The following is a 13,049-nucleotide window of genomic DNA, read 5'->3' as shown; positions in this document are numbered from 1 at the left end:
TCTGCGCGACAGTCGCGCCCCTCACCCGCCCGCACGAAGAGAAGGTGCTCCATGCGCGAAGTTTTCCACCAGTCCCTCGAGGACGTGCAGACCCGTCTCGTCGAGATCTCCGAGCTCGTGACCGTCGCGATCGAGAAGGCGACCCGCGCGTTCGCCACCAGCGACGTCGCCCTCGCGGAAGACGTCATCGACAACGATCAGGTGATCGACGACAGGGCCATCGAGCTCGACGAGCTCGCCATCGAGATCCTCGCCCGCCAGCAGCCCGTCGCACGCGACCTGCGCATCGTCGTCGCCGCCCTGCGGGTGAGCGCCTCGCTCGAGCGCATGGGCGACATCGCCGAGCACATCGCCCAGCTGACGCGTATGCGCTTCCCCGAGCGCGCCGTGCCCAAGGGCCTGAAGAACACCTTCACGAAGATGGGCGAGATCGACACCGAGGTCGCCCGCACGCTGTCCGATCTGCTGCGCACCGAGGACCTCTCCCTGGTGAACCGCCTGCACGAGCTCGACGACCAGCTCGACGCCCTGCACCTCGCGGTGTTCGAGAAGGTCCTCAGCGACAACTGGCAGGGCGAGGCGTCGGCCACCGTCGACGCCACCCTGGCTTCGCGTTACCACGAGCGCTTCGGCGACCACGCCCTGTCCGTGGCCAAGAAGGTCTCGTACCTCGCGACGGGCACCTGGGCCGCCGACCCCGAGGGCGTCGACCTCGAGGTCTGAGCGCCGGACGGCGAAGAGCGGATGCCGCGAGGCATCCGCTCTTCGTGTTCCCGGCCGGAGGCGGGTTACTTCTTGCCCTGCGAGGCGACCGCCGCGGCGCCGGCAGCGGCGGCCTCGGGGTCGAGGTACTCGCTGGGGCCGATCGGAACGAGGTTCTCGTCCAGTCGGTACACGAGCGGGATGCCGGTGGGGATGTTCAGCTCGGCGATGTCGTCGTCGCTGATGCCGTCGAGGTGCTTCACGAGGGCGCGCAGCGAGTTGCCGTGGGCCGTGACCAGGACGGTCCTGCCCGTCTTCAGATCGGGGACGATCTCGCTCTCCCAGTAGGGCAGGAGGCGGTCAATCACGATCTTCAGCGACTCGGTGCGGGGCACCTCGCCGTCGATGTCGGCGTATCGCACGTCGCCGACCTGCGTGTACGGGTCGTCGTCGGAGATGTCCGGCGGCGGCACGTCGAACGAGCGGCGCCACAGCATGAACTGCTCCTCGCCGAACTCGTCGAGCGTCTGCGCCTTGTCCTTGCCCTGCAGGGCGCCGTAGTGACGCTCGTTGAGACGCCACGAGCGCTTCACCGGGATCCAGAGGCGGTCCGCGGCGTCGAGGGCGATGTTCGCCGTCTGGATGGCGCGCGACAGCACCGAGGTGTGCAGGATGTCGGGAAGCAGACCCGACTCCTTCAGCAGCTCGCCGCCGCGCTGGGCCTCGGCCTTGCCCTGATCGGTGAGACGGACGTCCACCCACCCGGTGAACTGGTTCGACTTGTTCCACTCGCTCTGGCCGTGCCGGAGGAGGATCAAGGTGTAGGGGGCTGTCATGCCCGCAATCCTACCGGCGTGCCGGGTGCGATCATGGGGTCATGACGCGCTCCGATCCTGTCGTCGGACAGGTGACCCGGGGGACGACGAACACCAATCGCCTCCGCCGCGTGGACCGTTGGATCGCGCGGCATCCCCTCCTCCGGCGGACGGCCGATCCGCTCGTGGTGGACCTCGGCTACGGGGCGAGCGGAGTCACGGCGTTCGAGCTCGAGGCGCGGTTGCGCCGCGTGCGCTCCGACGTGGAGGTGCTCGGGCTCGAGATCGAGCCGGCGCGGGTGGAGCGCGCTCGGGCGCAGCTGGCGCGAGTCCGCGCGGGCGAGGGGGTGTTCGCGCCGGACGCGCGCGTGTCGTTCGCGCGCGGCGGGTTCGAGGTGCCGGTGCCGGACGGTCGACGCCCGGCGGTGATCCGCGCGTTCAACGTGCTGCGCCAGTACGACGAGGCGGACGTGCCCGCGGCGTGGGAGCGCATGGCGGCCCGGCTGCGCCCGGACGGCATGCTCGTCGAGGGGACGTGCGACGAGCTCGGCAGGATCTCGACCTGGATCGAGATCGGACCGGATGCCGCGCCCCGCACCCTCACGATCTCGTTGCGGCTCGCGGAGCTCGAGTCCCCCGCGGTCGCCGCCGAGCGACTGCCGAAGGCGCTCATCCACCGCAACGTGCCCGGAGAGCGCATCCACGACGTCCTGACCGCCCTCGACCGCGAGTGGACCCGCGCCGTCGCCGCCTCCTCGTTCGGTCCGGTGCAGCGGTGGCGGGCGGCGCTGGACGCGCTCGTCGAGGCGGGCTGGCCGATCGGCGGCCGGACGCGATGGCGGCTGGGCGAGATGACCCTGCCGTGGGAGGCCGTCGCTCCCCGGTGAGCCGGCGCGTACTCAGACGCGCGGCAGGCGCGCCCGGGCCTCGTCCGGACCGAGGCCCGTCGCACAGAGGAGATCGGTCGCGAGCGGACGCAGCGCCGTGATGAGGGTCTGATCGCCGAGCGAGCCGTCGGGCACGAGCGCCACGGGATCGAGCCGCGCGGCGACGGCCGTCAGCACCTCGCGCGCCGCGGGCTCGTCCGAGATGTCGGTCAGCGAGGAGGCCACGAGATCGGCACCCCGGACCAGTTCGAGCAGCAGGTCGGCGGCGACGTCGCGCTCACGGCCGTCGTCGACGAGGTAGACCGACCGCCGTGCGACGACCCGGAGGTTGCGCACGGCGAGGTCCATCGCCTGCCGCATCCGCTCGAAGCGTTCGAGTTCGAACCGCTGGCGGCGCAGGAACGGCGAGATGCGGGCGATGGCGGCACCGGATTCGACCGAGACCCGCCAGTCGTCGACGCGTCCCTGCAGGTCGCGGGCCTTCTCGAGACCTCGCTCCGCGCGCACGCGGCTGCCCCGACGCAGTCCCTGCGCGACCGTGCCGGCGGCGTTCTCGAAATCCGCGAACAGCCGCGTCGCGTCCGCGAGAGCCGTGCGCAGCGGGCTGCGCGGGATGAGCGCCGTGACCAGCAGCGCCATCGCGCCGCCGATGAGGGCGTCGAGCAGGCGCAGGAACGGCGTCTGCGACGGGACGACGACCACGATGATCGACTGGATCGCCGCCGCGATCGCGAACCCCGCCTGCGGCGAGACGAATCGGGCGATCGAGAGGCTCACCGCCAGAGTGAGGGCGAGCTGCCACCATCCGCTCCCGGCGGCGAAGACGACCAGCTCGGCGACGAAGACCCCGAGCACCATGCCGATGACGGTCTCGAGGACGCGCCACGGCCGGGCGTCACGGACCAGACCCAGACTCGAGATCGTGACGGTCGCCGCGATCAGCGGAGCCGGGTGCCCCAGCCCGTAATGCGCGATCGAGAAGGCCGCGCTCGCGGCGACGACGAGCTGCAGGATCGCCACGGCGGATCCGCGCAGGCGGGCCCATCCCTCGCGCGGATACTTCCGGGCGGTCGGCACCGGAACCGTGGTGGTCGGCTCGGGCGCCATCGTCACCGGCGCTGCGACAGCCGGGGCAGACGCGGGACGGATGCCGCGCGCCCGGCATCCGGCGGGACGACGACCTCCTGCGCCGCGGCGATCTCACCGTCGGCGACGGCGACGGTCAGGGCGGCGTCGACCGGGACGGAGCGCTTCACGATCGCGAGGGCGATCGGGCCTTCCTCGTGGTGGCGGGCGACCGAGGTGACAGCCCCGACGTCCGCACCGTCCAGCCGGACGGCGGCGCCGGGTTCGGGCAGGTCGGCGTCCGATCCATCGAGCTGCAGAGCGACGAGACGGCGCGGCGGGTGTCCGAGGTTGTGCACCTTGGCGACGGTCTCTTGCCCGCGGTAGCAGCCCTTGTCGAGGTGCACGGCCGTGCGCAGCCAGTCGACCTCGTGCGGGAGGGTCCGGCCGTCGGCCTCGGTCGCGGCCCGGGGGCGCCACGCGGCGACGCGCAGCGCGTCGACGGCGAGGTAGCCCGCGAGTCGGACGTCACCCCGCTCCGCCGCGGCGGCGAGGTCGTCGAGCGACGAAAGGGACACGACCGCCTCGGCCCAGTCGCGCTCGGCACCGGGATGCGGCTCGACCGGGGAGTATCCCCAGCCGCCGGAGCTGACGCGGGGCCACGGGTCCCGCCACACGACCTCCCCATGCAGGGCGTCGACCGCGGCGGCGGTCCCGCCGATCACGGCGTAGCCGGCGGAGCCGTCCTGCGGATCGACGCGCAGGCGGAAGCGCATGCGCGTGAGCCAGGTGAGGAGCGCTTCGGCACGATCCCGGTCGACGATGAGCCAGGTGCGCTCCCCGTCGTCGACGACGGATGCCGCATGCTCGACGTGCCCCTGCGGGTCCAGGACGAGGAGCTCGGTGCCCGCACCCGGGGCGAGGGTGGTCAGCGCCTGCGAGGTGATCGAGTCGAGCCAGGAGAGCCGGTCCTCGCCCGAGACGGTGAGGACCGTGCGATCGCCGAGGGGGGCGACGGCGGCGCCGGCGGCGAGGTCGCGCTGCTCGCGGACCGGATGACCCAGGTGCGCGAGCCCGCGGTCGTCGACGACAGCGCCGGGGACGCGGGCGAGGACGTCGGGGTTCACTGGACCCTCGCAAGGCGGGCCGAGGCGTGCGACGAGAGCTCGGAACCGAGCGCCGCGATGTCCCACGCCCACAGCAGGTGACCGTCGACGAGGCCGTACATCCGGGTGGCGGCGCCGTACTCCTTCGCACCCGCCGGACGGACGATCGCGTCGGTGGCGATGTCGATGCGCGGTCCCCGCACCTGCCCGAGGTAGAGCTCGCTGATGCCGTCGGAATGCACGAGGGCGACCTCGATCTCGAACCCGTCCTGCGCCGTGCGAAGAGCCTCGACGTCGTGCACGGTGCGCGCCTCGCTGCGAGGCGCCAGTGCCGGCAGCAGAGCGGGCCCGGCGTCCTGCTCGGTCGCAGGGCGGGACAGCCGCCAGTAGCCGGTCTCGGCGACGAGGTCGCGGCGGCGGCCGTCGGCATCCTCGAACCAGGCGGTCGCCGCGTAGTTGAGGGCGTCGCCGCCGTCATGGCTGAAACTCACGCGATGGGAGAACTCGCCCGACATGGAACGACCCTGGGCGTCGTATTCGAGGACGCCGGTACCCTCCCAGACGCCGAGCAGCCAGGAGAGCGGGACCAGATCAGCCGGAAGGTCGGTCGGCAGATCGATCACGGTGTCAGCGCTGACCGCGGTAGAGGTTCCAGACGACGACGCCGGACACGAACGCGATCGCGAGCGATGCGAGGCCGAGCAGCCCGACGAAGAAGAGTTCGAGTGCGACGAGATCCATGCCGTCCACTTTAGCGGCCGGGGACACCGTCGCGGCCCTGGGTTGCGGGGCGTCAGCCCGCGAACAGCTCGGCGAGGGCGAACCCCGCGCCGAGGAGACCCATCACCAGCATCGCGCCGAGGACGCTCGCGGCGATCCGGATGATGAAACCCTGCGACCGACCCGAGGCGAGCTGCACCGCGAAGGCCAGGAAGAAGCAGAATCCGAAGCCGACGAGAAGCCACGCACCCCGCCAGTCCGGGTCGACGAACACTCCCACCGCGAGCGCGACCAGGGCTGCGGCCACCCAGACCGCGACCACGCCGGCAGCCCGTCGACGGGGAAGGATCTCGGGTGCGGTCATGCCACCCATTCTGACGTACCGGCTGCGACGTCGCGCGTACGAGCGAGCCGGACGGCGCCCCGGCGCTGCGCGCACCGGACGAGCCCCTAAGATGAGACGCGGTTCCGAGTCCGCACCGGAGGGTCCCCCTTGGCACAGTTGCTCGTTCTGAGCTCCGCCGCCGGCGGCGACTCCGTCCTGCCTGCACTCGAACTCCTCAGCCACCGCGTCCGCCAGATCCCGGCCGAGGCGGCGCAGCTGGTCAACGCCCCGAACGCCGACGTCGTCTTCGTCGATGCGCGCCGAGATCTCGTCGCGGCCAAGTCGCTGTGCAAGATCCTCACGACGACCGGGCTCGACGCGCCACTGCTCCTGGTCGTGACCGAGGGCGGACTCACCGCCGTCTCCCCGGACTGGGGCATCGACGACGTCGTGCTGGTCGGCGCCGGCCCCGCCGAGGTCGATGCCCGCATCCGACTCGCCGTCGGACGGGTCTCGAAGGAACAGGTCTCCACGCGGATCCAGACCTCGGGGATCACGATCGACGAGTCCTCGTACTCGGCGAAGGTCCACGGTCGTCCGCTGGACCTCACCTACAAGGAGTTCCAGCTCCTCCACTTCTTCGCGACGCACCCCTCCCGCGTGTTCACCCGCGAGCAGCTGCTCAGCGAGGTGTGGGGCTACGACTACTTCGGCGGCACCCGCACGGTCGACGTGCACGTCCGCCGCCTGCGCGCCAAGCTCGGTGACCTCGAGCAGCTCATCGGCACGGTCCGCAACGTCGGCTACCGCTTCAACGTCTACGAGGACGAGCAGCTGCCGACACCATCGGCATGAGCCGGATGCCGCGGCATCCGTGACCGTGTTCACGCACACGTCACCGTCCCCTGCAATGATGTGGAGATGATCGACACCCAGGTTCACGACTCCGGACTGGGCGACGCGGACGACGACGACTTCGACGACGTCGTCGAAGCGTACGACTCGCAGCTGCCCGACAACCGCTACCTCGACCGCGAGCTCAGCTGGCTCGCATTCAATCAGCGCGTGCTGGAGCTTGCGGAGGATCCGAACCTGCCGACGTTGGAGCGTGCGAACTTCCTCGCGATCTTCGCCAGCAACCTCGACGAGTTCTTCATGGTGCGGGTCGCCGGTCTCAAGCGCCGCATCCTCACCGGACTCGCCGTGCCGACCAACGTCGGCCGCGCTCCCCTCGACGTGCTGACCGACCTCGCCACGGCCGCGCACGCCCTGCAGGAGCGTCACGCGGCGGTGTGGTCCGAGCAGGTACGCCCCGCCCTCTCCGACGCGGGCATCGAGGTCGTCTCCTGGGCCGAGCTGTCGGACTCCGAGCGGAGCACGCTCTACGACTACTTCTCGGCGCAGGTCTTCCCGGTGCTCATGCCGCTCGCTGTAGACCCGGCCCACCCGTTCCCTTACATCTCCGGCCTGTCGCTCAACCTCGCCGTGCGGATCCGCAACGCGCGCACCGGCCGCCAGGAATTCGCCCGCCTGAAGGTGCCGCCCATGCTCCCGCGCCTCATCGAGGTGGCGAAGAACGGCTCCACCGTGCGGTACCTGCCGATCGAGGAACTGATCTCCGAGAACCTCGCCGACCTGTTCCCGGGGATGGAGATCCTCGAGCACCACACGTTCCGCCTCACGCGCAACGAGGACGTCGTGATCGAGGAGGACGAGACCGAGAACCTCATCCAGGCGCTCGAGGCCGAGCTCCTCCGCCGCCGCTTCGGCCCGCCGATCCGCCTCGAGATCACCGAGGACATGGACGAGGTGACCCTCTCGCTGCTTCTCGACGAGCTCGACATCACCGAGAACGACGTCTACCGGCTGCCGGCTCCCCTCGATCTGCGCGGACTCTTCTCGCTGTCGCAGATCGAGCGTCCCGACCTGCGCTACCCCGCGCACGTCCCTAAGACCTCGACGCCCTTCCAGCCCGCGGAGCAGAACGGGCGCGCCGACATCTTCGCGGCGATCCGCAAGGAGGACGTCCTCGTCCACCACCCGTATGAATCGTTCACGACGAGCGTCGTGTCGTTCCTGCAGCAGGCGGCGCGCGATCCGCACGTGCTCGCGATCAAGCAGACGCTGTACCGGACGTCGGGCGACAGCCCGATCGTTGAGGCACTCATCGACGCGGCCGAGAACGGCAAGCAGGTGCTCGCGCTCGTCGAGGTGAAGGCGCGCTTCGACGAGGCGGCGAACATCGTGTGGGCGCGCAAGCTCGAGAAGGCCGGCGTGCACGTCGTCTACGGCCTGGTCGGCCTCAAGACGCACTGCAAGCTGCTGCACGTCATCCGCGAGGAGGACGGCGTCCTCCGCAGCTACAGCCACATCGGCACGGGCAACTACAACCCGAAGACGAGCCGCATCTACGAGGACTACGGCCTCTTCACTGCGAACGAGCAGGTGGGTCGCGACCTGACGCGCCTGTTCAACGAGCTCAGCGGCTACGCGATCGAGAAGAAGTTCAAGCGCCTCCTCGTCGCGCCCCTTCACCTACGTAAGGGACTTTTGCGCCTCATCGACGGCGAGCGTCGCAACGCGCTGGCCGGCAAGCCTGCCCACGTGCGCATCAAGGTCAACTCGATGGTCGACGAGCAGATCATCGACGCCCTCTACCGCGCGAGCCAGGCGGGTGTGAAGGTCGACGTCTGGGTGCGCGGCATCTGCTCGCTGCGCTCGGACCTGCCGGGGGTGAGCGACAACATCACCGTGCGGTCGATCCTCGGCCGGTATCTGGAGCACTCGCGCATCTTCACCTTCGAGCACAACGGCGACCCGCAGGTGTTCATCGGCAGCGCCGACATGATGCACCGCAACCTCGACCGCCGCGTCGAGGCGCTCGTGCGCGTCACCGAGCCCGCGCACGTCAACGAGCTGATCTCCCTGTTCGAGCTGGCGATGTCGGACACGACGAGCTCGTGGCACCTGGGCGCCGAGGGCGAGTGGACCCGTCACCACCTGGACGCCGAGGGCAACCCGCTCGTCGACCTGCAGGAGAAGACGATGTCGCAGGTGCTCCGCCGTCGGCGGGCACGGGCGGTGCGATGACGGAGACCGCGGTCTACGCCGCGGGCGGCGTCGTCTGGCGGATGGTCGAGGGCAGGCTGCTCGTCCTCGCGATCCACCGCACGAAGTACCGCGACATCACCCTGCCCAAGGGCAAGGTCGATCCGGGCGAGACGCTCGCCGAGACGGCCGTGCGCGAAATCTTCGAGGAGACCGGCATCCGTGTGCACCTCGGAGTTCCCGTCGGGATCTCGAAGTACCGCCTGCCCAGCAAACGCACGAAGATCGTCCATTACTGGAGCACGGAGGCGACCGAGGAGGCGATCCGGGCGTCGTCCTTCGTTCCGAACCGTGAGATCGCCGCGATCGAGTGGCTGACGCCGAAGAAGGCGCTCGAGCGGCTGAGCTACCCGGTCGATGTGGAGATCCTCGAGAACTTCCTGCGGCTCGTCGACGACGGCGTGCTGGCGACGTTCCCGATCGTCGTCCTGCGTCACGGCAAGGCGACCCCGCGCGAGGACTGGAAGGGGAAGGATGCCGCCCGCCCCCTCACCGACCGCGGCAAGCGCCAGGCCAAGGCGGCCGTCGGTCCCCTGCGCTCGTTCGGCATCCGTCGGGTCGTCTCGAGCGACGCCGTCCGCTGCGTCGACACCGTGGCACCGCTCGCGAAGGCGCTGGGCCGCGACATCCGCCGGACCGACCTGATCTCGCAGGATGCCTGGGAGGACGGGCACGCGGACGTGCGCACCGTCGTCGGCAAGCGCGTCCGGTCCGGCAAACCATCCGTGCTGTGCTCGCACCGGCCGGTGATCCCCACCATCATGAGCGAGCTGGCGCTGGCCACCGGGAGCCTGAAGGGGTCGTACATCGAGAGCGCCTCCGACCTCGAGGTGGGGGGATTCTCCGTCGCGCATCTGTCCGCCACGAATCCCGGTTCGGGCATCGTCGCGATCGAGACGCATCCCGCCAACGTGTGAATCGGCTGAGCGACAGACGATCGGACCCGACCCGTTCACCTGTCGTTCACCTGTCGAGCGGAACCTGGTCACCGGCGACTCCTACCGTCGAGCCAGCCCCGCACCGGGGTGTCCCGATCACCCGAAGGAATTCACACGTGAAGCTCAACCGCATCGCCCGCGTGGGCGCTGTCGCAGCCGTCGCCGTCCTCTCCCTGTCGGCCTGTGCCGCCAACGAGGGCACCCCTGCTGGCGGTGGCCAGCCCTCCGACGGCGGCAGCACGCTGTCGGGCACCGTCAAGGCCACTGGCGCCTCGTCGCAGGGTGCCGCGCAGCAGGCCTGGACCGCGGCCTTCCAGACCGCCAACCCGGACGTCACGGTCAACTACCAGCCGACCGGTTCGGGCACGGGCCGCGACAACTTCCTCGCCGGCTCGAGCAACTTCATCGGTTCGGACCGCGCCTACACGACCGACGAGATCGCCACGGGCGGCTTCGGCGCCTGCGCCACCGACGACATCGTCGAGGTTCCCGCCTACATCTCCCCCGTCGCCGTCGTCTTCAACCTCGAGGGCGTCACCGAGCTCAACCTGACCGCGGACGTCATCGGCGAGATCTTCAACGAGCAGATCGAGAAGTGGAACGACCCGAAGATCGCCGAGCTGAACGAGGGCGTCGAGCTGCCCGACCTCGCGATCACCCCGGTCTTCCGCGGCGACGAGTCGGGCACCACGGGCACCTTCACGGCCTACCTCGCCTCGGTCGCGCCCGACGCGTGGCCCTACGAGGACGACGACGCCTGGCCGGTCGACACCCAGCGCTCCGAGGCTGCGCAGCAGACCTCCGGCGTCGAGGCGGCCGTCAAGGCCGGTAACGGCACCATCGGCTACATCGATGCCTCCCGCGTCGGCGACCTCGGCTCGGCCGCCATCCAGGTGGGCGACGAGTTCGTGCCGTTCTCGTCCGAGGCCGCTGCCGAGCTCGTCGCGGCCTCGCCGCTCGAGGACGGCCGTGCCGACGGTGACCTCGTCTACGACGTGAACCCCGCCGAGGCTCCGGCCGGCGCCTACCCGATCGCCCTCGTGAGCTACCTCATCGGCTGCCAGCAGTACGAGGACGCCGACGTCGCGGCGATCGTGAAGGACTACTTCTCGTACATCGTCAGCGAGGACGGCCAGAAGGCCGCGAACGAGGCCGCCGGCTCCGCTCCGCTGTCGAGCGAGGTCGCCTCCGAGGCGCAGACCGCGATCGACATGATCGGCGCCGCACAGTAACACCTCTGCTGCGGGTGGCCCTCTCCGAGGGTCACCCGCAGCCCCACGTCCGCCCGCTTCCGACCCGAGGACTGCGATGCCCCCCACCACCGACCTGGCCACCGACCAGGCGCCTCAGAGACGACAGATGCGTCGCCGCGGCGACCTCGTCTTCTCCAGCACCGCGCTCGGCGCGGGCATCATCATCCTGATCGTCCTCGCGGCGGTGACGCTGTTCCTCATCGTCGAGAGCGTGCCCGCCTTCACCGCGAATCCCGACGAGACCCAGTTCCTGAACGGCAGGCCGTTCTGGGAGTACGTCTGGCCCTTCGTCTTCGGCACCCTCTGGGCGTCCGTCATCGCGCTCGTCGTCGCGACGCCGCTCGCCATCGGGATCGCGCTCTTCATCTCCCACTACGCCCCGCGCCGACTCGCGTCGGCTCTCGGCTATGTCATCGACCTGCTCGCCGCGATCCCCTCGGTCGTTTACGGTTTGTGGGGCGCCCTGGTCTTCTCGCAGATCCTGCAGCCGTTCTACCTCTGGCTGAACGAGAACCTCGGCTGGATCCCGATCTTCGCCGGCGCCGTGTCGCCCACCGGACGCACGATCCTCACGGCATCTCTCGTCCTCGCGGTCATGATCCTGCCGATCATGACGGCCATCACGCGAGAGGTCTTCCTGCAGACGCCCGTCCTCCACGAGGAGGCGGCGCTGGCCCTCGGCGCGACGCGCTGGGAGATGATCCGCATGGCCGTCTTCCCGTTCGCCCGCGGCGGCATGGTCTCGGGCGCGATGCTCGGGCTCGGCCGCGCGCTCGGCGAGACGATGGCGGTCACGATGGTGCTGTCGGCCACCGGCGCGGTCACCTTCCAGGTGCTGAACTCCAACAACCCGACGCCGATCCCGGCGAACATCGCCCTCAACTTCGGTGAGGCGTACGGCGAGGGCGTCAACGTCCTCATCGCGACGGGCCTCATCCTCTTCCTCGTGACCTTCGCCGTCAACGCGCTCGCGCGGTGGATCGTGAACCGTCGCGCCGAGTTCTCTGGAGCGAACTGATGACGACGACTCTCACCCGCTCCGCGACCCCCACGCCGGTGGGCAATTCGCTCACCGCGGGTCAGCTGCCCAAGTGGATGCCGTGGGTGCTGCTGGCCGGTGCCCTCGCCCTGTCGAGCGTGTTCTTCGCCATCATCAACGGTGGCGGCGACGTCGCGGACTTCAACATCGCCGCGGCCGTCTTCCTCGGCGTGGTGCTGTTCGCGATCGTGCTCGTGATCCTCTCGAGCGTCGTCGAGACGCGCCGACGGGCCGCCGACCGTCTCGCGACGGTGCTCGTCTCGATCGCCTTCACGATCGCGCTGCTGCCGCTCATCTCGCTGCTGTTCACGGTCATCGTCAACGGCATCGCGCGCTTCGACCCGATGTTCTTCTCGTACTCGATGCGCAACGTCGTCGGCGAGGGCGGCGGGGCCATCCACGCGATCTGGGGCACGCTCATCGTCACCGGGTGGGCGGCGCTCATCTCGGTGCCGATCGGTCTCATGACCTCGATCTACCTCGTCGAGTACGGCCGCGGACGCCTGGCGAAGGCCATCACCTTCTTCGTCGACGTCATGACCGGCATCCCCTCGATCGTGGCGGGTCTGTTCATCGTCGCCGTCTGCGCGCTGCTCTACGGGCCCGGGCTCAACACCGGCTTCATGGGTTCGCTCGCGCTCTCGGTGCTGATGATCCCGGTCGTCGTGCGCTCCAGCGAGGAGATGCTGCGCCTGGTGCCCAACGAGCTGCGCGAGGCGAGCTACGCCCTCGGCGTGCCGAAGTGGCTGACCATCGTCAAGGTCGTCCTCCCGACATCCGTCGCGGGCATCACGACCGGCATCATGCTGTCGATCTCGCGTGTCATCGGCGAGACCGCGCCGCTGCTGCTGACAGCCGGCTTCACCCAGTCGCTCAACATGGACGCGTTCGACGGCCCGATGATGACGCTGCCGGTGTTCGTCTACGACCAGTTCCAGAACCCCGGCACCAACGTCCCGGCGGCGCTCGAGCGCGCCTGGGCGGGCGCGCTCACCCTCATCATCATCGTCATGGCGCTGAACCTCATCGCACGCTTCGTCGCGAAGAAGTTCGCCCCCAAGTTCGGCCGCTGACCCGCGGCATCCGACAGA

Annotated in this window: 13 protein-coding genes; 8 read left to right on the top strand and 5 right to left on the bottom strand. The window is 69.9% G+C overall.

The annotated features are described in order from the left end of the window. The first annotated feature begins 51 nt into the window (after positions 1–51). Positions 52–723 carry a phosphate signaling complex protein PhoU gene (gene phoU / locus M3190_RS13100; RefSeq protein WP_251582415.1) on the top strand — a complete coding sequence of 224 codons (672 nt, stop codon included), beginning with the start codon at positions 52–54 and terminating at the stop codon, positions 721–723. Positions 724–788: 65 nt separating this feature from the next. On the opposite strand, the gene M3190_RS13095 is transcribed toward phoU, so the two are convergent. Continuing rightward, positions 789–1,538, bottom strand: coding sequence for a phosphoglyceromutase (locus M3190_RS13095; protein ID WP_251582413.1), 750 nt, complete (start codon positions 1,536–1,538; stop codon positions 789–791). A gap of 41 nt (positions 1,539–1,579) precedes the next feature. On the opposite strand from M3190_RS13095, the gene M3190_RS13090 reads away from it, so the two are divergent. Continuing rightward, positions 1,580–2,404 (top strand): class I SAM-dependent methyltransferase, encoded by an 825-nt coding sequence (locus tag M3190_RS13090; protein WP_251582411.1) that lies wholly within the window; start codon positions 1,580–1,582, stop codon positions 2,402–2,404. A gap of 12 nt (positions 2,405–2,416) precedes the next feature. On the opposite strand, the gene M3190_RS13085 is transcribed toward M3190_RS13090, so the two are convergent. From M3190_RS13085 to M3190_RS13070, 4 genes are all read right to left on the bottom strand, one after another. Further along, positions 2,417–3,511 carry an FUSC family protein gene (locus M3190_RS13085; protein WP_251582732.1) on the bottom strand — a complete coding sequence of 365 codons (1,095 nt, stop codon included), beginning with the start codon at positions 3,509–3,511 and terminating at the stop codon, positions 2,417–2,419. Between the two features lie 2 nt (positions 3,512–3,513). Then, on the bottom strand, positions 3,514–4,596 hold the full coding sequence (ygfZ, locus tag M3190_RS13080; RefSeq protein WP_251582409.1) for a CAF17-like 4Fe-4S cluster assembly/insertion protein YgfZ: 1,083 nt from the start codon (positions 4,594–4,596) through the stop codon (positions 3,514–3,516). After that, entirely contained in the window at positions 4,593–5,198 is a 606-nt protein-coding gene (locus M3190_RS13075; RefSeq protein ID WP_251582407.1) for an FABP family protein, read from the bottom strand. The genes ygfZ and M3190_RS13075 overlap by 4 nt, the downstream gene beginning before the upstream one ends. Positions 5,199–5,368: 170 nt before the next feature. Beyond that, complete coding sequence (locus M3190_RS13070; RefSeq protein ID WP_251582405.1) at positions 5,369–5,659, bottom strand: hypothetical protein; 291 nt, start codon at positions 5,657–5,659, stop codon at positions 5,369–5,371. 129 nt (positions 5,660–5,788) lie between these two features. Between M3190_RS13070 and M3190_RS13065 the strand changes: the two genes are divergently transcribed. The 6 genes from M3190_RS13065 (at position 5,789) to pstA (ending at position 13,031) form a co-directional block, all read left to right on the top strand. Continuing rightward, complete coding sequence (locus M3190_RS13065; protein ID WP_251582403.1) at positions 5,789–6,475, top strand: response regulator transcription factor; 687 nt, start codon at positions 5,789–5,791, stop codon at positions 6,473–6,475. Positions 6,476–6,541: 66 nt separating this feature from the next. Next, positions 6,542–8,710: an RNA degradosome polyphosphate kinase gene (locus M3190_RS13060; protein ID WP_251582401.1), complete on the top strand. Its 2,169-nt coding sequence runs from the start codon at positions 6,542–6,544 to the stop codon at positions 8,708–8,710. Beyond that, a complete protein-coding gene (locus tag M3190_RS13055; RefSeq protein ID WP_251582399.1) occupies positions 8,707–9,645 on the top strand; it encodes an NUDIX hydrolase in 939 nt (312 codons plus the stop codon). The genes M3190_RS13060 and M3190_RS13055 overlap by 4 nt, the downstream gene beginning before the upstream one ends. A gap of 137 nt (positions 9,646–9,782) precedes the next feature. Then, positions 9,783–10,898, top strand: coding sequence for a phosphate ABC transporter substrate-binding protein PstS (locus M3190_RS13050; RefSeq protein WP_251582397.1), 1,116 nt, complete (start codon positions 9,783–9,785; stop codon positions 10,896–10,898). Positions 10,899–10,974: 76 nt separating this feature from the next. Next, positions 10,975–11,937, top strand: coding sequence for a phosphate ABC transporter permease subunit PstC (gene pstC, locus M3190_RS13045; protein ID WP_251582395.1), 963 nt, complete (start codon positions 10,975–10,977; stop codon positions 11,935–11,937). Beyond that, the gene (gene pstA / locus M3190_RS13040) at positions 11,937–13,031 is read left to right on the top strand and encodes a phosphate ABC transporter permease PstA (protein WP_251582393.1); all 1,095 of its coding nucleotides are present in this window, start codon (positions 11,937–11,939) and stop codon (positions 13,029–13,031) included. The genes pstC and pstA overlap by 1 nt, the downstream gene beginning before the upstream one ends. Positions 13,032–13,049 lie beyond the last annotated feature (18 nt).

Source organism: Microbacterium oleivorans, assembly GCF_023715745.1.
Lineage (GTDB): Bacteria > Actinomycetota > Actinomycetes > Actinomycetales > Microbacteriaceae > Microbacterium > Microbacterium oleivorans_D.
Note: the sequence above shows the minus strand (reverse complement) of the source record. Positions and strands in the feature narration are given on the sequence as shown.